Genomic DNA, 22,000 nt, shown 5'->3' with positions numbered 1-22,000 from the left:
TACTTCTGGTTTTTGGTTGTTGAGTCTGTTGTTTTTTAAGCTAATCTCTCACTGGCACAGAGAACTACCGTTTTCAGAATCTAGTGGTCAAAAAACCTCACGAGGTTTCCCTGTGAGGTTTAGCTAGTTTTAAAATGAATATTGTCTTCTCTAAGTCAGTCTTCCATGTTACGTAGGACTAGATCATTTACGGTCGGTTCCAGATCGCTAATAAGTCCATCGTATTCTAAATGGTTTGAAAACTGTATACCGTTGCATTGTAAGACCTCGTTCAAGGTGTCATATACTTTTTGCACGAGCTCTTCTGTGTCGGTTACTTTATCCCGCCATGTTTTAACGGTACTGGCTGCCTTGAAATTTAGGTGGCCTGTTTCCTTTCTAATTGCCATTAGCTTTTGAACGCGTACGGCTAGATCTGTTTTAATCTTTTCAATATTCATGGCGGTTGGTTTTATGGATTAATTTTTAAAAGAGAACGAACTGGTCGCCTTCTACAAGGCGTTCTTCACGTATGGTTAGGGAATCATCTTCTACAAACTTGAGACGTTCATAAAGACATCTGTCGTAGTCTTTAAATATTTTATCGCCTATGGGTTTGAGTAATTCGAGTCCATTTGCTTCTGGACTTTTTATTTTCTGCGAAATAGGGTAGGCATTGAAACCTTTAGAATCGAATGGTTTCATGATTTCTGTAAGTTCCTTTACGGATAAATCTGAGTCCAGCCATTTTTCTTCCTGTGTTCTAGTTAAAACTACTGGAGAGCGATGGTGACCTATGCGCTGGGTTAGACGGTTTGCGGCGCTTGTAACTATGGCAACGGTATGATGTTGTTCTCCTGTTAATGGATGTTCCCATATGTCATAAATTCCAGCAAGGGCGAAAGGGCCACGATCCCTATTAGGGTAGACCAAGTATGGTTTGTTGAGTTTCTCTTGTTTAGGGCCTTCAATAAATGCATCTACTAGAATGAGGCATCGTTGTGATTTGATCGCATGGCGAAACATAGGTTTCTGGAAGATTCCTGCGGGCCCGTTATAATTAGGATCATTCTCTATATTATGGCTTCCTTCTGCACGGGCATTGATCATATAGGTTTGCTTGTGTGCCCAGTGCGGTGTGAAACCTAATGTAAACATCTGTATATGGTTGGGCTTATCGCCAGTGATTACCGGGATCTTGTTGCCTGCACTTATGTTTACGTTTTCTTCTAGATGAACACCTTTCGCGAAAGCGGCATTAAACCGATTCTCTAAAAGGGCTTCAGGTGTTATAACAGATGCTCTACCACACATAATGTTTAGTTTTAGGAAATATTCCAAGATATATTCCCGATTGAGATCCAAAAGTATGGAATAATTCCCAATAAATGGAAATAATCCAATGTTAAAGTTGGAACTATTCCTAAAAAAGGTATATTTGGCACATGGCACAAGAGATTTCAACCGAGGCAAAGAGGTTTAAACAGGTACGAGAGGATCTGGGAAAGACACAAAGTGAGTTTGCAGAACTGTTAGAGGCAGGAAGTACTACTGCAGATATTGAACGTGGCAAGAAGAAGATTACGGGAAAAATCGTGTCAGAATTGTTGCGTCAATTTAACATCAACCCACTGTGGTTGTATGGTGTTAGTTATAATAAATACCTAGAAACCAGCCATAATACCGCGCCTAAAATTATTACTATGGACACTAGCGATCGTGAGAATATGATCATGGTTCCCATTAAAGCGAGTGCAGGTTATGCCAGTAATGTACTGGATACGGACTGGTACAATGAATTGCCTGCTTTTCATATTCCATTACCCCAATATAAGGAAGGAAGCTACCGTGCCTTCCAGGTGAATGGCGATAGTATGTTGCCTGTATTGCAGCCCAGTGAATGGGTTATGGCGCGTGCCGTGGAGAATGTGCGTCAGGCAAATGATAATAAGATCCATGTGGTGGTAACGCCAGACACTGTAGTGGTAAAAAAATTGCGCAAGACGGAGTCGCCAGAAGGCATTTTGTTGATTTCCTTAAATAGAGATTATCCCGTGATCGAACAACCGGTGGTAGAAATAAGCGAGTTGTGGGAAGTAAATTCAAAACTGAGTTTTGACCTGGATGTCTATGAGGGGCAAGAAGCAATGATATCTTTAAAACAGGGACTTGATAGTCTAAGGAGCGAAATAGCAAGCATAAAAAAAGGAACCGTTTAAGGTTCCTTTTCTTTTAATAGTTGATTAAGATCAATCTGGATCACTTTCTGTAGGATTAGTATCAAAACCTTCATCGTCACCGCTATCATCAGCGTCTGGTGCTAGTTCTTCAACTTCTACAGTTTTTTCATCACGACAACCCATAAAAGTAGGTGTCGCAAGAAAAAGAATTATAAGTGTAAAAAAGATCTTTTTCATAGTACTTAAATTAGGAAGCATCATCAACACCACCCATTCCAGTGTTTTCTTCAACTTCGTTAACACCTTCTTCCATAGTGTCTTCCATGTCATCAGCAGCGTCTTCCATATCGTCAGCTACTTCTTCCATTTTTTCTTCTGTAGTGTCAGCCTCATCTCTACATGAAGTAGCGAACATTGATACTGTGAATAATGCAATAAATACTAGAGTTAATTTTTTCATTTTTAAAAGTTTAGGTTAAGGGGTTAAATATAAAAAGGATATGTTAAAAACCAGGCTTTTGAACAAAAAAAGCAAACAGATCACTTTCATCATTCAAAATCAAAGTCTTTAATTAATTGTCGTCTCCTATTTGGTCAATCTGGTTATCGATTTCGTCATTTACTTTGCTATCTACTTTTTGTCCAGCTCTCTCTAAAATACCTTCAGATTCATTAGTGGCAGCTGGAGTAGTTGCAGGGGCAGTAACTTCGACTTCTTTTACGATAGTTTCAGTTTCTTTTTCACTATCACGACAAGAAGTCAATGCAGTTGCTCCCATAAAAACAGCAGCTAGGGTGAATACGATTTTTTTCATGGTCAAATGATTAAATGATTAGGGCGGCAAAAGTATTTTTTTACACAATCTGATTTGCTAATGTTCTCATAACTTATTAACAATCTAATCCTCTCATTTCTATATTTATAGAAAAAATAGAATGAGTTTCAATAAAATGTTTTCCTTCTTGAGGGACCTACAGAAGAACAATAATAAAGAATGGATGGACGCAAATCGCAATGAGTATGAAGCTGTCAGAGACTGGTATAAATCCTGGCTGAATGAACTAGACGCAGATCTTGGAAAAGTTGACCCTAATTATCATTCAACGGAAGGCAAACGCGCTATCAATAGAATAAATAATAATTTATTGTATCACCCTAATAAGTCTACATATAAGGATCATTTTGGTGCTGGGCTGGACTTATCAGATAATGGTAAGCAGGGCGATTTTTATATACATCTAGGGGTCAATGGTTCCTTTATTGCAGGAGGGTTCTACAAACCTAAAAAAGAAGTACTAGATTCCATACGTGATGCCATAGACTATAATGGTAAAGAACTCAAAAAGATACTCAGCAACGAATCGTTTATAAACACTTTCGGAAATTTGATTGACGATGGGGATTCTTTAAAAACTTCTCCTAAAGGGTACCCTAAAGATCACAAATATATAGACCTTTTAAATCGAAAGACTTTTGCTGTCCAGCATAACGTCACTCAAAAGGAAATTATGCAAGACGATTTTAAAGATGTATGTGTAGAGATTTATAAAGAAATGTTGCCGTTCAGAAAATATTTGAATAAAGCCGTTACTGTTTAATTGCTGGGTTCATAAACTTTCAGAATAGCTCCCATTCCATAATTATCGTGGCCAGATCGGACTAAATTACTATTGGGATTGTAGGAAAGGTCAAAGGGTTGCCAGGTTTTGTTATTGAAAAAAATACGGCGAACCCATGTTTTATTACCCTCAATTTCATCAGAAAAAGGCAATAAAGGTCGGTATGTAGTTGAGATTTTTTCCAAACCTCTTCTAGTGCGGATTTCTCGGTATTTTTTTGCGTCAATCAACTTACCATCTGGATATGTTGTTCCTAAAACTTGAATAGAAACGAAAATTCCATTTTGTGGAATTTGGATGCGAAACTCCTCTAAATTTAACTTGTGAACTTTATCAGTTTTTTCTGTGATCAGGAAAGTTTGAGAAGGGTAAAATGATTTATCTGTAGGCGATCCATCTGAGTTTACATCGTAGAGTTGAACCCTGAAAAGTGTGGAAAATTTACGCAGTTTCCCTTTATTGCTAGACTGACTTTCTTCAAGGATGACTGGGATTAAAAGGGTTTTTAGCAAGGTAGGATTGTTATTCTTGCGTTCAAATTTGACAGCTATTTCAGATTCTACAGTAGGTAGCCAGCAATTAAAATAATTATCGTGCACAACTGGATCGACCTCTGATTCTTTAAATTTCCCTTCAAGTCGTCCTTGTAACACAATGGCTTCAAGTTGCGCCGTTGATGGATTTAAATAAATCGTCGGTGCTATGTCTGTCATTGCAATGAGCAGGTCCTTATATCCTATGGAGGATATTGTTATAGAATCTAGGTCGGGATATCGCTTTCGCGAAAGCGTAAATATACCGTCACCATCTGCAAATGTACCTAGCCCATTACCAAAACTGATCGTTGCAAAAGAAACGGGCTCGTTAGTATCCTTGTTCAGGACAGTGATTTTTTGCGCCGTAGCAATCCACCCGATTAGAAAAAGGCTAAAAAATAATAAATTCTTCATCGATAGTCTTTAAGTACTCTAACACTTGATCAGTAGCGCCAGTATTACTATTGATCCAATGGCCACAAATCATGCCCGTTTTATCCCGCAGGAAATCGTCTTCAAACAGCTTATTAGCTATATCAGTAAATTTAGCAGAATTTTTGACAGAAAATAGCCCGCCTAAATCTTCCAGTTTTCCAGCTTCAGGGTATTTTTCATAATTCTTACCTATAACCACCGGCACGCCATAGGTGGCGGCCTCCAGAATATTATGTAGCCCTGAGGTCCCCATGCCACCGCCCACATAGGCAACATCTGCATAGCTGTAAGCTTTAGTCAGCAATCCAATAGTGTCAATTATTAAGGTGCTGGTGTTTTTAAGGTCATGCATTTCACCACCCTGTATTGATGTCCATTTTAAAGGAGAGTAGTTTAGAGAATCAATAAGTTGATCAGGTTTCCCGCCGCCCACTTCGTGCGGTGCAATAATGACTTTACATCTTTTCGATATGTTATTTTCTTCTAACCAGGATTTCATGATCTCGATGTCTGCAGGCCAGCTGCTACCTACCACTAAACATGGATGACCATCGATGAATTCTTTTAATAACGGGATGCTATTATCATGTTCTATGAGCTGGCTAGCGCGATCAAATCGAGTATCCCCACTGACGCTCGCATTCTCAAATCCCAGTGCAGCAAGTTCTTGTAAAGAAGATTCATTTTGTAAAAAGAAATGATCAAATGCTTCCAGAGAGCTCTTCATCCAGGAGCCGTACCATTTATGAAAGCTCATGTTTTTACGAAATATGCCGCTAACTAATATAGTCGGAACATGCTTCTCATTTAAGGTATTTAAATAATTGGGCCAGAATTCATACTTGACCATAATTGCTAGGGATGGGTCCACTAGACTTATAAATTTATTGACGCAAGACACCGCATCAATGGGAAGATAACAAACGATATCTGCCAGCTTTGTATCCCTTTTGTTTTCGTATCCAGATGGTGAAAAAAAGGTAAGGACGACTTGATATTTCTTACGGTTCAATTTTTCTAGTACAGGAACAATTTGTTCGTACTCCCCTAAAGACGCTACATGCACCCATATTTTAGGAACGGTGTGTTTGATTTTCGAATCTAGAATATGCCATGAGTTGTCACGACCTTGAGATCCTAACTTTATTTTCTTATTAAAAAAACCGGCTACAGGTAAGCACGCTTTCGCGAAAGCGGAACCCGTATCATAAATACATTTTAAGATAGACATAGATTCAAAAATACCACAAAATAGGCGTTGGGCGATGCGCAACTTATATCGTACTTTTACAATAATACCGCTGTTTACAGCTATAATTTTACATACCCAATGCGCAAAATTCAAATGGTGGACCTTAAAGGTCAATATGAAAAAATAAAAACTGAAGTGGATACAAATGTGATGGAAGTCATTGAATCTACTGCGTTTATTAATGGTCCTGAAGTCCACGCGTTTCAAAAAGAATTAGAGGAATATCTGAATGTGAAGCATGTAATTCCCTGCGCTAACGGAACTGATGCTTTGCAGATTGCCATGATGGGACTGGGTTTGAAGCCTGGTGACGAGGTGATCACCGCAGATTTTACGTTTGCTGCAACCGTAGAAGTTATTGCGCTTTTGAATCTCACGCCAGTTTTGGTAGATGTGAATCCTTATGATTTCAATATTGATATTGAGGCGGTGAAACGTGCCATTACTCCTAAAACTAAAGCAATCGTTCCCGTGCATCTTTTTGGACTTGCTGCAAATATGGATGAAATTATGGCTCTGGCAGAAGAACACAATCTTTATGTAATTGAGGATAATGCCCAGGGTATAGGAGCTAATTATATGCATAGTAATGGCTCAAAATCTAAAACTGGAACCATAGGTCATGCAGGAACAACCTCATTTTTCCCGTCAAAAAACCTAGGTTGCTTCGGTGATGGAGGGGCAATATTTACTAATGATGATGATCTTGCCCACATGATTCGCGGGATTGTAAATCACGGAATGTATGAGCGCTATCACCATGATGTAGTAGGAGTAAATTCAAGGCTTGATTCTATGCAAGCAGCAGTTCTGCGGGTCAAGTTGCGCAATCTGAATGATTATAATACAGCCAGGCGCGATGCAGCACGCAAATACACAGATGCCTTTGCTCAGGAAGAAAAAATTATAACTCCGTTGATTTGTGATAACTGTGATTGTCACGTTTTTCATCAATATACACTGACCGTAAAGGATACAGACCGCGATGCGCTGGTCAAGCACTTGAATGAAAGCGGAATTCCCTGCGGTGTTTATTACCCCATTCCTTTGCACAAGCAAAAAGCTTATCAGGATGAACGCTATAATGAGGCTGATTTTCCAGTTACAAACCGACTGGTGCAAGAATGTATTTCATTGCCCATGCACACAGAGCTGGATGAAGAGCAGATTGATCTTATTACAAATACTATTATTGAGTTTGTGAATCGTTAGATTGAAGAGCTTTTTCGCTTTCGCGAAAGCGGAATAGTTTCATGTTTTAATCTGGAAATTGGAACTCTGTTGGATCCGCTCTGTTGCCGTGAATGATCTTTATTATGTATAAAGTGGGGCTTCGACTCCATAATATATTATATGGCTTCCGCTTATAGTCGAGTAAACATTTTGGCCAAGCTCTAATCGTAGTATGCCAATAGTTGGATTTTTAGTTATTCTTGCAAAATCTGTATCAAATTGAACGCTGTATATATTCATTGGACGTTCTCCAAAATTGAGAAAAGTATAAAATGCAATGGCAGAAAGATTATCCCTTGCCTCATTACTTATGTCTATAATTAACCTGCTAGTTTTTGAAAAGAAAGTGCCTTTAGTTTTGCTTCGGCAAAAATCTCCTTAATAGTCATACCGCTAGATCCACTATCAATCCCCTTCTGGATCTCAGCGCATAACCATTCCAGCTTTCGATCTTGTTCCTCGCTATGTTGGCGCATTGCTTCCCTAACTACCTCACTGGCATTTTTATAGTTACCAGAGGCGACCAGGTCTCTAATGTATTTTTCTTGTTTTTCTGTAAAGGAAACATTCATAATAAATCTGTTTATATCAAAATTTAGCACAAATGGACAAGAATGGACATTTATAGTTCTGTAAATCCTCCGTAACTTCTCGCTTTTTAAAACGTGATGATGAAAAACCGACTTCTTATAGCTCTTATCTTGATTTGCTCAATGACGCTAAGCGCACAAAAAACCCCCACCACAACCTTTATTCACGCAGGACATTTGCTGGATACTGAAACAGGTAAATGGATGGACGAGGTAACCATAAAAGTCAACGGTACAGAAATTACAGATGTTTCTAAAGGCTACACAGCCATACCGCAAGATGTAAAATATTTTGATCTTAAAGATAAATGGGTTTTACCAGGCCTAACAGATATGCATGTTCACATGGAAACGGAATATAATCCGCAGGCATATATTTCAAAATTTGTAGATGATCCATCAGACGTTGCTTATAATTCTGTTGGATATGCAGAAAAAACATTAATGGCTGGCTTTACAACGGTTCGTGATCTAGGCGGTAGCGGTGTTAATATCAGTTTGCGGGATGCGATAAATAAGGGAAAAGTTTCTGGACCACGTATGTATACCGCAGGAAAAGCTATTGCCACGACTGGTGGACACGCAGACCCTACAAATGGAGGTAATCAAGACTTTATGGGAAGTCCAGGGCCACGGGAAGGAGTCGCAAATGGAACAGATGAAGGCAGAGCAGCAGTACGCTATCGTTATAAGAATGGAGCCGATGTTATCAAAATTACAGCTACTGGCGGAGTTCTTAGTGTTGCAAAAAACGGAAGTAACCCACAATTTACATTAGAAGAGATAAAAGCGATCGTTAGCACGGCAGCTGATTATAATATGCATGTTGCAGCGCATGCGCATGGCGATGAAGGAATGCAACGAGCAATATTAGGAGGTGTAAAGACCATCGAGCACGGCACTTATATGAGCGCGGAAACTATGGATCTTATGAAAAAAATGAATTGCTATCTGGTTCCTACGATCACTGCGGGAAAAGAAGTGGCTATGAAAGCAGAGGAAGAAGGATTCTATCCGGATATCGTGGTTCCTAAAGCTAGAGCAGTGGGTCCACAGATTCAGGGAATGTTTGAACGAGCTTATAAGCGTGGTGTACCGATTGTTTTTGGAACAGATGCTGGAGTATATGCACATGGGAAGAACGCCTTGGAATTTGGTTACATGGTAGAGGCAGGAATGCCCGCGATGGAAGCTATTCAAAGCGCGACTATTACTCCTGCAAAAATTCTCAAAATGGAAGATAAAATAGGCCAAGTTAAAACCGGATTTTTTGCAGATATCATCGCAGTTTCAGAAAATCCTGAGAAGAATGTGAAGACCTTGGAAAAAGTGACCTTTGTGATGAAGGATGGGGAAGTTTATAAAAACTGATAGCCCTAGTTCGCTTTCGCAAAAGCGAACTCAAAATAAATTATTTTAAAAGCTGGAAAGCACATTTGCTAAGGACAGAATTAACTCTGCTCTTGAGAAAGTAGAATTACCTACCTTTAAATTATGCCTGATCAAAACCTGAAAGACAAACTCCACAAACTTATCGATGAGGCAGATGAAGATTTTCTGCATTTGGTTCAAGAAGCAGCGGCCCATTATTATGCGGGAGAAACACAAGAAGAACTGGATGCAGGAATCCTAGAGGCCGAAGAAGATATTAGAGTTGGACGGATTTACTCCTTAGAAGAAGCTCGTGCAATGGCTATGACCTGGTTCAAGGGTTAATGAATTATTCTTTATCAAGTAGAGGTTTAAAAGATTTACAGAAAACAAGTGAATTCTACAAAGAATTATACGGCGAGCATAAAGCCAAATTTATAATCATCGGTTTCTTTGACTTCATAGATATTCTCGTTTCAGAAAATGATTTCACTAAAATTGGATCTATAGATAACCAATTCGTTAGTCATCAGTTTAACTATAGAAAAATTTTCTATCAATATTTGAGGGTTACTTACCGAGTAGCCGACGATAACATTTTCATTGTAAGAATTTTTGACGCTAGACAAAATCCCAAGAAAAACCTGTAAACAAAAAACTGCCGCTAAAAGCGGCAGTTTTTTGTTTAAATCCAAATCATTTCCTACAAAGCAGGATGATTCACAAATCCTTTTTCGTCCAGGTATTTTACATAATCCCTTGTGTTTACGGTTGCTTTCAAGTCATGTAATAAATTATACAATCCAAAGAATGTACGATTAATATACAAAAAGTGTTTGCTTCCGCGATTACCATTCATCTTGCGCAATTCCTTGTCATTGCTGTATTTTTCACTTAGGGAGCTGATTTGATCCCAAAAGGATTCATCTGCAAAATCAAAGGTTTTTTCTTGAAAAGGCTTGGTAAATAAACTGAGCATTTCGTGGAATAAGGTGGAGAAGTACTTGATTTCTTTATCGCTATCATCCTTGCGCAAAATTTCAAGTTGGAACAATTTCTCTCTGAAAATTTCTGGATTATTGATACTCGCAGGAACTGCTAGTTCAAAATAAGGAACGTAAAACTCATCGGGTATTTGTTTAATACAACCAAAGTCAATCGCGATCAACTCCTCTTCAGGTGAGATCAGAAAGTTTCCAGGATGTGGATCTGCATGAACAGCTTTCAACCCGTGCATCTGGAACATATAAAAATCCCAAAGTGTTTGCCCTAGTTTTTTACCGGTTTCTTGTGAGAAAGGCAGAGCTACAAATTCGCTAAGGTGTTTCCCATTCATCCAGTCCATTGTGATGATGCGTTTGCTGGAAAGCTCTGGGTAATATTTAGGGAATTTTAAATTTGGAATGTGTGAACAAGCCTCCGTAATGGCAATGCTCTGATCAACTTCAAGGTTATAATCTGTTTCTTCCAGAAGCTTGTCCTCAACTTCTGAGAAGTAACGTTTAGAATCTTCTCCCTTAAGGTTAAACATTTTAATTGCAATGGGCTTTACCATGGCTAGATCACTGCTTATGGAATCTGCCACACCTGGATATTGAATTTTAACTGCGAGTTCCTTACCATCTTTCTCTGCCTTGTGAACTTGCCCTATGCTTGCAGCATTCACAGAATCCTTAGAAAATTTATCATAGACCTCCTCAGGAAAAGCACCTTGATATTTCTTAAAAGTCTTTCTTACTAATGGCGCTGACAAGGGCGGAACGCTAAATTGCGCTAGGCTAAATTTTTCCACATAGGCACCTGGTAATAAACTTTTATCCATAGAAAGCATCTGTGCCACTTTCAATGCACTTCCCTTTAAATTTTTTAAACCATCATAGATGTCTGTGGCATTATCCTCATCCAGTTCACTGCGGTCCATACTAGGATTCACAGCTTTCTTAGAATAATATTTTATGTAATTCCCACCTATTTTAACTCCAGTCTTCACCATTTCGGTGGTACGACCTATTTTACTTGTGGGAATTCTGTCTAATGTTTTCATAATTCAATTTTGAATGCATTATGTAGAATTATGCACCCGGTTTTAAGTCATCTTCGCTTTCGCGAAAGCGAATTTGTTTAAAATTTGTGGAAATAATATTAAAGCAAGTAAAATCTAATTCTAGAAACAACTGAATCTAAAAAAAACTTAGTTCACTAGAATAATCTCGATAAGAATCTCTGACTTTCGTTTCAACTTAATTTTAGGACATTCTTTCCTTCCACAAAAACTTACCAAAATCCAGTACGGCATCAAGCGGAGTATTATCGAACACGTCAAAAATAGTATTGACAGATTTTTCAATCGCCATGTCTGTTTTTTCAAAACCAGCGCTGTCATCGTCCATCCAGAACTTCATTAAAAACAACATTTGTACCCAAGCGCCTTCACCATAAATGGTTTCAGAACGTTCTAATAAAATATTAGTTTTATTCTCGTTGCGTTCCTGTATCAATTCCTTAGCAAATCCTTTAACGTGTTTGCGCAAACCTTTAAGCTGCTCCATCTTATTCATCATATGTTGGTTTTCCTGTAAGGCAAACAACACATAACTGCGGTTGAGCGTCAATAATTCAAAGAAAGTATAGAAGAAAGTGAGCATCTTCTCACGGTTAGAAAACCCGTGGTAATCCTCGCTTTTGTGGGCAACATCCATCGTCATCGTGAAAAACGTATTCCAAATATCCTTGCGTAATCCTTCAAAACTACCGAAGAACCCGTAAAACTCTGCCTCAGTCATTCCATTATCCTTAGCAAATTTAAAAACACTTTTAGGCGTTTTCTCATGCTCAAGAACGTATTCCATATATGCAGTAATCACATCCTGACGATTGATTTCTTTCTTCTTAGGTGCCTTTTTAGAGGTCTTTTTATCTGTAGTATTTTTTACAGTGGCCATAATTTCAATGCTTTAAGTAAAGATACAATCTGTTTAATATTCTGCGTTGAGTCATTAAACAAAACTGTGTTAAGGTTGAGTCGTTGATCATGGTCAATAATTGCACTATGGAATAGATAATTTGTAGTTAAAACAAGACTTTGGTTTGAAAACGTAGAAACATAAAAAACCGTCCAGCTTTAAGCAGAACGGTTTAGATGGTTATGATTTGAACAGTATAGAATCAGTTATTTACCACCGGATTTTTATCTGTTTTAGTGATTACTGAAGCAATTTGATTGTTCTGGTAATCAACTTCAGTTAAAACATCACCATTACGGATAAGCCATTTCCCTACCTTCTTACCGCTATCAAATAGGGCTGTTGCGGTTTTTGTTCCTTTGTTATTGTAGCTCGTCCATTCTCCGTCACGTTTATTATTGACAAAACTTCCAGTTTGCGCAACCTTGCCATTTTCGTGAAAATAAGTAGCCGTTATTATTCCATCTTTTAATTGGACAAATTCTGGTTTTATTTTTTGTGCAAATGTGATCATGCCAATCATCATCACTGCAATTATCATTACATATTTCATAGTTCTAGCTTTAAATTGACTATCGAATTTAATCAATAGTAAACATTAATGCAACATTCACATAACATTAAATTTACATAGATATGATAAAACACTATTAATTAGGCTAGTATATATGTGACATGATTCAAATTAGGTGTTCACGGTACTGATCTTTAAAGTGTTTAATACAGAAATTCCGTCATAGATGTTTAGAATCGGCTTATTTTTGCACGCTTATTACAAGATATAATTATGTACAGATCACACGATTGTGGCAGCCTGCGCGCCAGCGATATCAATACTGAAGTCACACTTGCCGGATGGGTTCAAAAAAGCCGCGATAAAGGATTTATGGTTTGGGTGGACCTGCGTGATCGCTATGGTATTACCCAATTGATTTTTGATGAGGAACGCACTGATAAAAAGATTCTAGAACAAGCCCAAAATCTAGGTCGTGAGTTTGTGATCCAGGTGAAAGGAACCGTTATTGAGCGCGAGTCTAAAAACGACAATATGGCCACGGGAGACATTGAGATTCTCGTTAAAGAACTTAATGTACTAAGTGAGTCTAAAACGCCACCATTTACCATTGAAGATAAAACGGACGGTGGTGAAGAACTGCGCATGAAATACCGTTATCTGGATATAAGAAGGAATCCGGTTCGTGAGAACTTAATTTTTAGGTCTAAAGTTGCCATGGAAGTGCGCAATTTTCTGGCCGGTAAGGATTTTGTTGAAGTGGAAACCCCTGTTTTGATCAAATCCACGCCAGAAGGTGCCCGCGATTTTGTGGTCCCTTCCCGTATGAATGAAGGGCAGTTTTATGCATTGCCACAATCTCCACAGACTTTTAAGCAACTGTTGATGATTGGTGGAATGGATAAATATTTCCAGATCGTAAAATGTTTTAGAGATGAGGATTTGCGAGCAGACCGCCAGCCAGAATTCACACAGATAGACTGTGAGATGTCGTTTGTAGAGCAGGAAGATGTGCTGAATATTTTTGAAGAAATGACCCGTCACTTGTTGAAGAAAGTTAAGAATGTAGAGGTAGCAGAATTCCCCAGGATGACCTACAATGAGGCGATGGAGAAGTATGGTAATGACAAGCCGGATATTCGGTTCGGGATGGAGTTTGGTGATCTTTCCGCTTTCGCGAAAGCGAGAGATTTCAAAATTTTCAACGAGGCAGAAATTGTAGTGGGAATCGCCGTACCAGGTGCAGGATCGTATTCCCGCAAGGAAATCGATGCGTTAGTCGACTGGGTGAAACGACCGCAAGTAGGAGCTCTGGGAATGGTGTATGTGAAATGTAACGACGACGGGAGCTTTAAGTCCAGCGTCGACAAATTTTACAATCAGGATGACCTCGCTAAATGGGCAGAAACCACAGGCGCAAAACCAGGCGATTTGATCTGCGTACTTTCAGGACCAGCCCACAAAACCAGAGCACAATTGAGCGCCTTGAGGATGGAACTGGCAGAACGTTTAGACCTAAGGAAAGCTGACCAATTTGCACCATTATGGGTAGTCGATTTTCCATTGTTAGAATGGGATGAAGAGTCAAATCGCTACCACGCGATGCACCATCCATTTACATCACCGAAGCCTGAGGATATCGACAAACTGTCCACAGATCCAGGAAACGTGAGAGCAAACGCCTATGATCTAGTCCTAAACGGTAACGAAATAGGTGGTGGATCTGTACGGATTTTTGATAAGAAGTTACAAGCCTTAATGTTTGAACATTTAGGGTTTACCGAAGAGGAAGCCCGAGCGCAATTCGGTTTCTTGATGGATGCTTTTGAATATGGCGCGCCACCACACGCGGGACTGGCGTTCGGCTTTGATAGATTGGTTGCGATATTAGGTGGTCAGGAAACGATTCGGGACTTTATCGCATTCCCTAAGAATAATAATGGTCGCGATGTGATGATCGATGCACCTTCTAAAATTGATGATGTGCAGTTGAAAGAGCTGAGTTTGAAAGTAACGGTTTAGTTTTCGAACTGTGATTCTTTGAGGTTTTGAATATCGATTAGGAAGATTATGAGTTAAGAGTTTTTGAAGATCTAACATCGATTTAAAAATATTGAACACCTAAATAGGGCAGAAAATAGCTATTTTGATTAACCACTTTTGATTAAAAAAGTAAAATTTTAATTTCGCTCACAGCTCACAGCTCACAGCTCACAGCTCACTGCCGCATACCAAAAACCACATCCCTAAAAGAACCTTGAACATTAAACCTAAAACCAATAATTTGAACGCCACTAAAATTTTAGGAATCGTATTACTTATTACTCTTGCAGTCATAGGAGCCGGATTCTATGTGATTGATACTGGCGACGTTTTGTTAGGTAATAAGATGATAGGCTTTGCTACGGCATTTATGTTTCTGATTTTAATGCCTACGTTCATTGTCGTACGATACCGAAAAAAAGATATGTCTAAGTTTACTTTCAACACTAAAAGCAAGGAAGAACTGGCTGAGGAAGACGACTGGGATGATAAGAGTAAGTGGAATTAATTAAGCCTGCGCTTTGCTGTAAAAAAGCTGTTCAGTAACGACGAGCATTCCGCTGCGAGAATTCCATGGGTAACTTGGGTTTTGGGGTGCAATTGAGTTCCCATTTTGCGATAACCACGATGATCATCGCTGGCTCCAAAAACAATTCTAGAGATCTGAGACCAGTATAGCGCGCCTGCGCACATCTGGCAAGGCTCTAGCGTCACATAAAGCGTACAATCCTTTAAATATTTTCCTCCTATAAAACTGGCTCCAGCGGTAATCGCCTGCATTTCGGCATGGGCAGTGACATCGATTAGGGTTTCTGTGAGGTTGTGGCCTTTGGCTATAATTCGGTTGTCTGCTACAATGACAGCACCCACGGGAATCTCTCCACGATCCTTTGCAGTTTCGGCCTCTTGCAAGGCTTTATTCATGAAGTAAGTGTCGTCGAAGGGTTCCATCATGGGTTAAAAGTAAAATAAAAAGTAAAGAAAAAATAAATTTGATCCAAAACCTAAACCTTACTGAGGCCGAAGCTATAAAATAGTTTGCTCACACAGCCATATTTTTTTTCAGCTCACAGCTTTTAAAACTCTTATCTCATAATTCTCTACCCATAACTGGATAGTACTACCTTTGAATTATGTCTCAAAAATTACTTTCAAAAATAGATTCTCCAGCCGATTTGAAGCTTCTGAACCAAACGGAGCTTTCTATCGTTGCTAGGGAATTGCGTGAGTTTATTATTGATGCAGTAGCAACTAAGGAAGGTCATTTAGGTGCGAGTCTAGGCGTTATAGAATTAACTATCGCGCTACATTATGTATTTGATACACCGCAGGATTTATTAGTTTGGGATGTAGGTCATCAAGCATACGGCCATAAAATATTGACGGGTAGGCGTGATGTTTTTAATACGAATCGGGATCTCGATGGGATTTCAGGTTTTCCTAAACGATCAGAAGGTCAATACGATACCTTTGGTGTGGGACATAGTTCAACCGCGATAAGTGCTGCGTTAGGAATGGCTATGGCTAGCCAGCTTAAAGGAGAATCGCGCAAACACATCGCAGTTGTAGGCGATGCAAGTATAGCTAGCGGTATGGCATTTGAAGCTCTCAATCATGCTGGAGTCAGCGGTGCAGATTTATTAGTGATTCTCAACGATAATGCTATTGGGATTGATCCTGCCGTTGGCGCCTTAAAAGATTACCTAACTAAAACCAAATCAGGCAAGGAAACTGGCCGCGACAATATTTTTGAGTCGCTCAACTTTGACTATTCAGGGCCAATTGATGGTCATGATTTGCCAAAGCTTTTGGAAGAATTACAGCGTCAGAAAGGATTAAAGGGTCCTAGATTACTTCACGTTAGGACCACAAAAGGTAAAGGCTTAAAACAAGCTGAATTAGACCAAGTACGATACCACGCACCCGGAAAATTTGATAAAATTACAGGTGAGATTCCGGTAAAGGATGACACCAAATTACCACCGAAATTTCAGGACGTTTTTGGTTACACGTTAGTAGAACTTGCTCAGCAGAATGATAGAATAGTAGGTATCACGCCAGCGATGCCTACGGGAAGTTCCATGAAAATCATGATGGATGCCTTTCCAGAACGAGCATTCGACGTGGGAATTGCAGAGCAGCATGCGGTAACGCTGGCGGCCGGTATGGCTACACAGGGAATGATTCCGTTTTGTAATATTTATTCGACTTTTTTACAACGTGCGTACGATCAGATTATCCATGATGTTGCTCTACAGAAATTACCCGTTATATTTTGTCTGGATCGTGCAGGACTTGTGGGTGAGGACGGTGCAACGCATCACGGTAATTTTGATCTCGCATTTCTCAATTGCATTCCAGATATGATTGTTGCAGCGCCCATGGATGCTGTAGAGTTGCGCAATATGATGTACACAGCCCAGTTAGGAATAAACAGCCCTATATCTATTAGGTATCCGCGTGGTCGTGGGAAGTTGTTAGATTGGAAAGTTCCTTTCCAGCAGCTGGTGATAGGTACCTCTAGAACTTTACAAATGGGTAAGGACATTGCCGTTTTAAGTATAGGAACTGTAGGAGCAATGGTTCAAGAATTGATCTCTAGTGAGGATTTAGAGGTTACTCACATAGATGTCCGATTTTTAAAACCGCTGGATGAGAAGACAATTTTAGCCGCTCTAGAAAGTCATGAACATGTTATAACGATCGAGGATGGTACTATTGTGGGTGGGTTGGGTAGTGTTGTGTGCGATCTCGCTTCCGCGAAAGCGAAAACCCCACTTCCCCATATCCACAAATTAGGCATACCAGATTCTTTCATAGAACAAGGCCCCACTGCCGACTTGCAACGTATTGCAGGTTATGATAGGGAGGCCTTGTTGAAACTTATAAAAAGTCTATAATTCTATTCTTTTAAGAATTTAGTGGTTTCATTGAGTCCATCACCTTTGGCCTTTAGCAAATAAAAACCTGTACTAAGAGTTGAAACGTCAATGCGCTGTCTGTTACTGGAAACAGCTTGTTTTTGACGGTAAACTTCTTGACCACTGAGATTGTAAATTATAATCTCTACGTTTTCATAATTCTTCTCACTAGAAAGGAAAATCTCTGAAGTCGCTTGAGTTGGAAAGATGCGCAGTGCTTTTTCCTTTGCAACATTACTAATACTTGCGGTGGTCGCATCAAATTTACCTGTATATAATCCACGACCATGAGTCGTCGCAAGCACGGTATTATCTGCGGTTCTCAAATCAAGATCATAAACGGGAACATTTGTCATTCCATTAATGGATGGTGTCCATGTAGGGCTTGCACTGTCAAAATCATCGGTAGCAAAAATCCCCATTTGAGTACCAATAATTACCTCATTTGCGATTAACGGATTTTGTAAAATTGCTTTAACTGGAATATCGGGTAGATTCCCATCTTTTTGAGCCCAAGTGATTCCACCATCATTTGTGAACCAGATATTATTGACACCATAATTATGCATGGTAATATAGATTTCTAATTCACTGGCTCCAAATTCAATATCTGAAATGCTACCTAGAAAATCAGGGCTGGAAATGTCTACAATGGTTTTAGCAGAGTTCGTGTTTGCATTACCTATTCTGTACAGCTTAGAGTTTTGTGATCCAAAATATAAAGTTGGTGTAGTGGTTGTAAATGGAGAAGCTTTCATAGCAGTGGCTCTTCCATTTGATATAGAGGCATCAGTCAACTCTACACAGGAAGCTGCATTTGCTCCTAATGAACAAGCGGTAATAGAAGGTGCGTTAGTTGCCGTCCTTGAGTTTGCATAGAACACATCAAATTCAGAATCCAACTCTGCAACGTTAATAAAATCTCCATCATTTTCATCTGAAATTTCATAAGCATCTCCAGAATTCAATAAACCGTTTAAGATATTATTCCCAAAAGGAATGGGATATTTTACATAATAATGAGTTCTGGAGGTATATCCTAATATTGCGTAACCACTTTCTGCATCAATGGCCGAATAGGATCCATCACCTCCAGATGGGTCTGATGTAAAAGTCAACCTATTAGCACGTGAATTGTTGAATACTTGAGTACCGTTGTCCTGACTTCCTGCAATAAACTCATCTCCATTTTCAAAATCGATCTGCGCGATATCGCCATAATAAAATTGGGTAACATTATAACCAAAGTTTCGGTCTGAAATATTGGAATTATTACTTGAAGCTCCATTGAAAGAAGAAACTAAAGAAACCCCACCATCTGAACCTATTAAACCTTGATTCGAGTCTCCAGGATTGAATGTGAGGGCATGTACATCTGCATGAACAAATGGAACAGTTAAAGTATTCATGTTAGCGTTGTTTGACCATTTTGATATCTGGGTCCAGCTAGTACCTCCGTCTAAAGTACGATGCACGTTAATACCACCTACATATACTTTCTCATCATTGATAGGATCGACTTCTATCATTAGATCATAGAATGCCTGGCCTCTCGTAAAATCTGTATCAGATATACCCAGGTCAGCATCTTCTGGTTCAGATAATTGATCTAAACTTTGAAAACCATTGATTGTTTTAAAAATATCTGCACGGCCATTTACCTCTGCTAGAGCATAAAGCTTTAGGGGGTCTGTACTGGATGCTTCTAATTCCACACGGTCGCCTCCAGAAATTACTGTTTCTAATCGCCATTCTATTCCATCAATACTAGAATAAATCCTGCCTCCACCTTGATTTAAGCCTCGAGTATGGATCGTGCTCATGTAAATTTTTCCATTCGTGTTCAACTCAAAGTCATTAGGAATAACTGGAAACTGTCTCCCGTTAAAACCAAAGCTTAATGTAGTACCTTCAATTCTGCTCCATGTCAATCCTCCATCGGTACTTCTATAAATACCAGCATTTTGTGCGCCTAAAAAATTTTGAGGGTTTGTTGTAGTAAAGTTTGGGGAAGAGTAAATTGATGCCCCTACACCTACATAAAGTTCTGAAGGTTGACCATTTACAGGCCTAACCACTATATCATTGACATGAAAAATCCCTGATTTAAATATTGTTGTTTCTGGATCTCCAAAGTCACCACCTCCAGCAATGGGGATGTTAAGTAATGTCCAATTATTACCACCGTCTGTACTTTTATAAAGTCCATTTCCTATCGAGGCGCCATCTGTGTATTGTTCTCCTGTTCCTATGTAAATAGTATTTGAGTCAATAGGATCAATAGCATAAGAGGAAACCATTAAACTGCCTGCTAGACCTGGAACTATTTTCCATTCTTTGGCATTACTATTTATATTATCGTTTACCCATAAACCACCACCTACACCACCTGCAAAAACTCTATTGTAATCAACTCCATCACCATTGTTCCCCCCTACATCATTGGGGTCATAAAATATAACTCTTGTGCGACCTCCTACATTCCGTGGCCCTCTTTCTGTCCACGTTGATGTTGCAGATCCTGGAGCTCCTTTTGCAAAATCAGAGGGTATTTGAATAGGATTTTGTAAAAAAGGCGTGGGATAACCTAATGCTGGATCCATAGTCAATTCCCACATACGTTCGTTATATCCATTTGGCGGTAAACCTCTTTTTTTACGTTCTTTCTTATTTAAATTCTTAGTAATCTCATAGGGTGAATTAGCAAGATACTTCTCATGTTTGGCGCGTTTTAGGTCCATGTGTGAAGGTTTTTCCTCGCTAGGTATCAGCATGAAAACAACAGTAATGATGAAAGCAATTGCAAGAAAGGATAGGAGATATTTCTTCATTTGATTGGTTTTAAGTTCTAAACATACGGTATAACAGAAAGTTAAGTTTTACAAAGACCGCATCAGTTTATTCTACCGTTGATGATTTCGAATAGTTGCATTGCTTTAGTATCCGTTAAAGAAGCTACATAACCACAAGCTGCTAAAAGACGGTCGTAGAGTTCATTTGAAATCAACAAATCAGCTGGGATCAATTGTAATATCAGGTGGTCATAGCTATTTGATTGATCATTGAGGTCATTGATACTTGCGTTAATTACGGTGTCAAGAATTTCCTTTAAAATTTTATAACCAGCAATCTCCTTCTGCACTACTTCTGGGTGGCGATACAGGTTTTCAACCGTTAACGCGAGAATATCATCAATTTGAGCTTTATAACTCGATAAATCTGTTAATGAGGACTGCAATGTGCCGGCTAATATTTCTTCCTCGTGATCCATAAATTTATCCACGCAGTCAGCAATTAAGGTTCCTATTGCAAGTGACCGCAGGTAAGCAAGACGTTCTGCTGTTGATGATAATACGCTGTAGGTTTCGGTTCTAATATTATTGCGGACTAAATTGATTAATTGTTCGAGAGCATGATCTTCTGGAATGTTGCCCAAATTTATGGCGTCCTCAAAATCAATTATAGTGTAACAGATGTCATCTGCGGCTTCCACGAGATAAGTCAGTGGATGGCGCATGTGTGTTTCAACAGATCCTTCCGGATTGAGCAGTCCCATCTCAGACGCCACATCATTAAAATGAGCAACATCTGCCTGAAAGATTCCATATTTCTTCTGCGAAATATGGCGGGAAGGTTTTACAGGGAGTGATTCTTTGGGATACTTTATAAAGGCGCCTAATGTTGCATAAGAAAGTCGCAGCCCACCAGGCGATCCAGGCTTATCCATGTTGAGCAATCTATAGCCGTTAGCATTTCCTTCAAAATCCAGGAGGTCTTGTTTTTGCTTTCGCGAAAGCGAACTCATTACAGCATTTCCCTTCTCACTGGCAAAGTAACTTCCTATCGCTTTTTCACCACTGTGTCCAAAAGGAGGGTTGCCGATATCATGCGAAAGCGCGGCCGCAGCTACAATAGCTCCAAAATCCTGATGTTTATATCCCATGTCCACTAATTCTGGATGCCGCTCCAGGATTTTTTGTCCTGCCATACGCCCTAGTGATCTTCCAACCACGGAAACTTCAAGACTGTGTGTGAGTCTGGTGTGAACAAAGCCGGTCTGACTTAGTGGTATCACTTGTGTTTTGTCCTGTAAACTGCGAAAATGTGATGAGAAAATGATGCGATCGTAATCTACCTCAAAACCCAGGCGCAGCTCGTCTTGCTGGGTTCTGGATCTAAGTGTTGTGTCACCATATTTTTTAAGGGAAAGCAACTGCGGCCAATTCATAACATTAATTTTATGTGTGCAAGATAGAAAGCTATTTTGAAATTAAGTGATCCTTTCTACGGTAACGGTTTCTTAACGGGTTAGTGGTATAATGACAACGCTGGATTAACCTAGTCAGGTACATTGTGATCGTTC

The 22,000-nt window shown here is 39.3% G+C and carries 22 protein-coding genes; 8 read left to right on the top strand and 14 right to left on the bottom strand.

Annotated features, from left to right (window positions below):
• Positions 1 to 155: 155 nt before the first annotated feature.
• Both IQ282_RS08205 and IQ282_RS08200 read right to left on the bottom strand, forming a co-directional pair.
• The gene (locus tag IQ282_RS08205; RefSeq protein ID WP_194851384.1) at positions 156 to 440 is read right to left on the bottom strand and encodes a hypothetical protein; all 285 of its coding nucleotides are present in this window, start codon (positions 438 to 440) and stop codon (positions 156 to 158) included.
• Positions 441 to 465: 25 nt separating this feature from the next.
• A complete protein-coding gene (locus IQ282_RS08200) occupies positions 466 to 1,293 on the bottom strand; it encodes an SOS response-associated peptidase (protein WP_194851383.1) in 828 nt (275 codons plus the stop codon).
• Positions 1,294 to 1,424: 131 nt separating this feature from the next.
• On the opposite strand from IQ282_RS08200, the gene IQ282_RS08195 reads away from it, so the two are divergent.
• Positions 1,425 to 2,198, top strand: coding sequence for a LexA family transcriptional regulator (locus tag IQ282_RS08195; RefSeq protein WP_194851382.1), 774 nt, complete (start codon positions 1,425 to 1,427; stop codon positions 2,196 to 2,198).
• A gap of 30 nt (positions 2,199 to 2,228) precedes the next feature.
• Here the strand turns inward: IQ282_RS08195 and IQ282_RS08190 are convergent, their stop codons facing one another.
• The 3 genes from IQ282_RS08190 to IQ282_RS08180 form a co-directional block, all read right to left on the bottom strand.
• Positions 2,229 to 2,396 (bottom strand): hypothetical protein, encoded by a 168-nt coding sequence (locus IQ282_RS08190; RefSeq protein WP_194851381.1) that lies wholly within the window; start codon positions 2,394 to 2,396, stop codon positions 2,229 to 2,231.
• Positions 2,397 to 2,406: 10 nt separating this feature from the next.
• Positions 2,407 to 2,574, bottom strand: a complete 168-nt coding sequence (locus tag IQ282_RS08185) for a hypothetical protein (RefSeq protein WP_228547274.1) — start codon at positions 2,572 to 2,574, stop codon at positions 2,407 to 2,409.
• Positions 2,575 to 2,731: 157 nt separating this feature from the next.
• Positions 2,732 to 2,974, bottom strand: coding sequence for a hypothetical protein (locus IQ282_RS08180; protein ID WP_194851379.1), 243 nt, complete (start codon positions 2,972 to 2,974; stop codon positions 2,732 to 2,734).
• Positions 2,975 to 3,095: 121 nt separating this feature from the next.
• On the opposite strand from IQ282_RS08180, the gene IQ282_RS08175 reads away from it, so the two are divergent.
• Positions 3,096 to 3,758, top strand: coding sequence for a DUF2461 domain-containing protein (locus IQ282_RS08175; RefSeq protein ID WP_194851378.1), 663 nt, complete (start codon positions 3,096 to 3,098; stop codon positions 3,756 to 3,758).
• Here the strand turns inward: IQ282_RS08175 and IQ282_RS08170 are convergent.
• Positions 3,755 to 4,729, bottom strand: a complete 975-nt coding sequence (locus IQ282_RS08170) for a peptidase associated/transthyretin-like domain-containing protein (RefSeq protein ID WP_194851377.1) — start codon at positions 4,727 to 4,729, stop codon at positions 3,755 to 3,757. The genes IQ282_RS08175 and IQ282_RS08170 overlap by 4 nt on opposite strands.
• Positions 4,707 to 5,981, bottom strand: coding sequence for a 3-deoxy-D-manno-octulosonic acid transferase (locus IQ282_RS08165; protein WP_194851376.1), 1,275 nt, complete (start codon positions 5,979 to 5,981; stop codon positions 4,707 to 4,709). Before IQ282_RS08165 ends, IQ282_RS08170 begins: the two co-directional genes overlap by 23 nt.
• A gap of 99 nt (positions 5,982 to 6,080) precedes the next feature.
• On the opposite strand from IQ282_RS08165, the gene IQ282_RS08160 reads away from it, so the two are divergent.
• Entirely contained in the window at positions 6,081 to 7,214 is a 1,134-nt protein-coding gene (locus IQ282_RS08160) for a DegT/DnrJ/EryC1/StrS family aminotransferase (RefSeq protein ID WP_194851375.1), read from the top strand.
• Between the two features lie 341 nt (positions 7,215 to 7,555).
• Here the strand turns inward: IQ282_RS08160 and IQ282_RS08155 are convergent, their stop codons facing one another.
• Positions 7,556 to 7,807: a type II toxin-antitoxin system ParD family antitoxin gene (locus IQ282_RS08155; protein ID WP_194851374.1), complete on the bottom strand. Its 252-nt coding sequence runs from the start codon at positions 7,805 to 7,807 to the stop codon at positions 7,556 to 7,558.
• 99 nt (positions 7,808 to 7,906) lie between these two features.
• Between IQ282_RS08155 and IQ282_RS08150 the strand changes: the two genes are divergently transcribed.
• Both IQ282_RS08150 and IQ282_RS08145 read left to right on the top strand, forming a co-directional pair.
• Positions 7,907 to 9,196 (top strand): metal-dependent hydrolase family protein, encoded by a 1,290-nt coding sequence (locus tag IQ282_RS08150; RefSeq protein ID WP_194851373.1) that lies wholly within the window; start codon positions 7,907 to 7,909, stop codon positions 9,194 to 9,196.
• A gap of 123 nt (positions 9,197 to 9,319) precedes the next feature.
• Positions 9,320 to 9,541 (top strand): hypothetical protein, encoded by a 222-nt coding sequence (locus tag IQ282_RS08145; protein WP_194851372.1) that lies wholly within the window; start codon positions 9,320 to 9,322, stop codon positions 9,539 to 9,541.
• A gap of 358 nt (positions 9,542 to 9,899) precedes the next feature.
• On the opposite strand, the gene IQ282_RS08140 is transcribed toward IQ282_RS08145, so the two are convergent.
• The 3 genes from IQ282_RS08140 to IQ282_RS08130 all read right to left on the bottom strand — a co-directional run bounded on the left by IQ282_RS08140 (position 9,900) and on the right by IQ282_RS08130 (position 12,712).
• A complete protein-coding gene (locus tag IQ282_RS08140; protein ID WP_194851371.1) occupies positions 9,900 to 11,240 on the bottom strand; it encodes an ABC1 kinase family protein in 1,341 nt (446 codons plus the stop codon).
• Positions 11,241 to 11,442: 202 nt separating this feature from the next.
• Positions 11,443 to 12,138, bottom strand: a complete 696-nt coding sequence (locus IQ282_RS08135) for a TetR family transcriptional regulator C-terminal domain-containing protein (RefSeq protein ID WP_194851370.1) — start codon at positions 12,136 to 12,138, stop codon at positions 11,443 to 11,445.
• 223 nt (positions 12,139 to 12,361) lie between these two features.
• Positions 12,362 to 12,712, bottom strand: a complete 351-nt coding sequence (locus tag IQ282_RS08130) for a toxin-antitoxin system YwqK family antitoxin (protein ID WP_194851369.1) — start codon at positions 12,710 to 12,712, stop codon at positions 12,362 to 12,364.
• A gap of 234 nt (positions 12,713 to 12,946) precedes the next feature.
• Between IQ282_RS08130 and aspS the strand changes: the two genes are divergently transcribed.
• Positions 12,947 to 14,695, top strand: a complete 1,749-nt coding sequence (gene aspS / locus IQ282_RS08125; protein ID WP_194851368.1) for an aspartate--tRNA ligase — start codon at positions 12,947 to 12,949, stop codon at positions 14,693 to 14,695.
• Positions 14,696 to 14,957: 262 nt separating this feature from the next.
• Positions 14,958 to 15,224 carry a hypothetical protein gene (locus IQ282_RS08120; RefSeq protein ID WP_194851367.1) on the top strand — a complete coding sequence of 89 codons (267 nt, stop codon included), beginning with the start codon at positions 14,958 to 14,960 and terminating at the stop codon, positions 15,222 to 15,224.
• Here IQ282_RS08120 and IQ282_RS08115 read toward each other — a convergent pair.
• The gene (locus IQ282_RS08115; protein WP_194851366.1) at positions 15,221 to 15,670 is read right to left on the bottom strand and encodes a nucleoside deaminase; all 450 of its coding nucleotides are present in this window, start codon (positions 15,668 to 15,670) and stop codon (positions 15,221 to 15,223) included. The genes IQ282_RS08120 and IQ282_RS08115 overlap by 4 nt on opposite strands.
• A 179-nt stretch (positions 15,671 to 15,849) precedes the next feature.
• On the opposite strand from IQ282_RS08115, the gene IQ282_RS08110 reads away from it, so the two are divergent.
• Positions 15,850 to 17,616 (top strand): 1-deoxy-D-xylulose-5-phosphate synthase, encoded by a 1,767-nt coding sequence (locus tag IQ282_RS08110; RefSeq protein WP_194851365.1) that lies wholly within the window; start codon positions 15,850 to 15,852, stop codon positions 17,614 to 17,616.
• Positions 17,617 to 17,618: 2 nt separating this feature from the next.
• Here IQ282_RS08110 and IQ282_RS08105 read toward each other — a convergent pair whose 3' ends face one another.
• Complete coding sequence (locus IQ282_RS08105; protein ID WP_194851364.1) at positions 17,619 to 20,468, bottom strand: T9SS type A sorting domain-containing protein; 2,850 nt, start codon at positions 20,466 to 20,468, stop codon at positions 17,619 to 17,621.
• A 62-nt stretch (positions 20,469 to 20,530) separates the two neighbouring features.
• Complete coding sequence (gene dgt / locus IQ282_RS08100; protein ID WP_194851363.1) at positions 20,531 to 21,865, bottom strand: dGTP triphosphohydrolase; 1,335 nt, start codon at positions 21,863 to 21,865, stop codon at positions 20,531 to 20,533.
• Between the last annotated feature and the right edge of the window lie 135 nt (positions 21,866 to 22,000).

Source organism: Nonlabens antarcticus (assembly GCF_015356755.1).
GTDB lineage: Bacteria > Bacteroidota > Bacteroidia > Flavobacteriales > Flavobacteriaceae > Nonlabens > Nonlabens antarcticus.
Note: the sequence above shows the minus strand (reverse complement) of the source record. Positions and strands in the feature narration are given on the sequence as shown.

What these genes read in the sequence shown, in the direction of transcription:
- IQ282_RS08185 (WP_228547274.1), bottom strand. Translation starts at nt 2,574, where the DNA reads ATGTTCGCTACTTCATGTAGAGATGAGGCTGACACTACAGAAGAAAAA.
- IQ282_RS08150 (WP_194851373.1), top strand. Translation starts at nt 7,907, where the DNA reads ATGAAAAACCGACTTCTTATAGCTCTTATCTTGATTTGCTCAATGACG.
- IQ282_RS08110 (WP_194851365.1), top strand. Translation starts at nt 15,850, where the DNA reads ATGTCTCAAAAATTACTTTCAAAAATAGATTCTCCAGCCGATTTGAAG.
- IQ282_RS08155 (WP_194851374.1), bottom strand. Translation starts at nt 7,807, where the DNA reads ATGAATGTTTCCTTTACAGAAAAACAAGAAAAATACATTAGAGACCTG.
- IQ282_RS08170 (WP_194851377.1), bottom strand. Translation starts at nt 4,729, where the DNA reads ATGAAGAATTTATTATTTTTTAGCCTTTTTCTAATCGGGTGGATTGCT.
- IQ282_RS08160 (WP_194851375.1), top strand. Translation starts at nt 6,081, where the DNA reads ATGCGCAAAATTCAAATGGTGGACCTTAAAGGTCAATATGAAAAAATA.
- IQ282_RS08105 (WP_194851364.1), bottom strand. Translation starts at nt 20,468, where the DNA reads ATGAAGAAATATCTCCTATCCTTTCTTGCAATTGCTTTCATCATTACT.
- aspS (WP_194851368.1), top strand. Translation starts at nt 12,947, where the DNA reads ATGTACAGATCACACGATTGTGGCAGCCTGCGCGCCAGCGATATCAAT.
- dgt (WP_194851363.1), bottom strand. Translation starts at nt 21,865, where the DNA reads ATGAATTGGCCGCAGTTGCTTTCCCTTAAAAAATATGGTGACACAACA.
- IQ282_RS08200 (WP_194851383.1), bottom strand. Translation starts at nt 1,293, where the DNA reads ATGTGTGGTAGAGCATCTGTTATAACACCTGAAGCCCTTTTAGAGAAT.
- IQ282_RS08130 (WP_194851369.1), bottom strand. Translation starts at nt 12,712, where the DNA reads ATGAAATATGTAATGATAATTGCAGTGATGATGATTGGCATGATCACA.
- IQ282_RS08190 (WP_194851381.1), bottom strand. Translation starts at nt 2,396, where the DNA reads ATGAAAAAGATCTTTTTTACACTTATAATTCTTTTTCTTGCGACACCT.
- IQ282_RS08165 (WP_194851376.1), bottom strand. Translation starts at nt 5,981, where the DNA reads ATGTCTATCTTAAAATGTATTTATGATACGGGTTCCGCTTTCGCGAAA.
- IQ282_RS08145 (WP_194851372.1), top strand. Translation starts at nt 9,320, where the DNA reads ATGCCTGATCAAAACCTGAAAGACAAACTCCACAAACTTATCGATGAG.
- IQ282_RS08115 (WP_194851366.1), bottom strand. Translation starts at nt 15,670, where the DNA reads ATGATGGAACCCTTCGACGACACTTACTTCATGAATAAAGCCTTGCAA.
- IQ282_RS08140 (WP_194851371.1), bottom strand. Translation starts at nt 11,240, where the DNA reads ATGAAAACATTAGACAGAATTCCCACAAGTAAAATAGGTCGTACCACC.
- IQ282_RS08135 (WP_194851370.1), bottom strand. Translation starts at nt 12,138, where the DNA reads ATGGCCACTGTAAAAAATACTACAGATAAAAAGACCTCTAAAAAGGCA.
- IQ282_RS08205 (WP_194851384.1), bottom strand. Translation starts at nt 440, where the DNA reads ATGAATATTGAAAAGATTAAAACAGATCTAGCCGTACGCGTTCAAAAG.
- IQ282_RS08175 (WP_194851378.1), top strand. Translation starts at nt 3,096, where the DNA reads ATGAGTTTCAATAAAATGTTTTCCTTCTTGAGGGACCTACAGAAGAAC.
- IQ282_RS08180 (WP_194851379.1), bottom strand. Translation starts at nt 2,974, where the DNA reads ATGAAAAAAATCGTATTCACCCTAGCTGCTGTTTTTATGGGAGCAACT.
- IQ282_RS08195 (WP_194851382.1), top strand. Translation starts at nt 1,425, where the DNA reads ATGGCACAAGAGATTTCAACCGAGGCAAAGAGGTTTAAACAGGTACGA.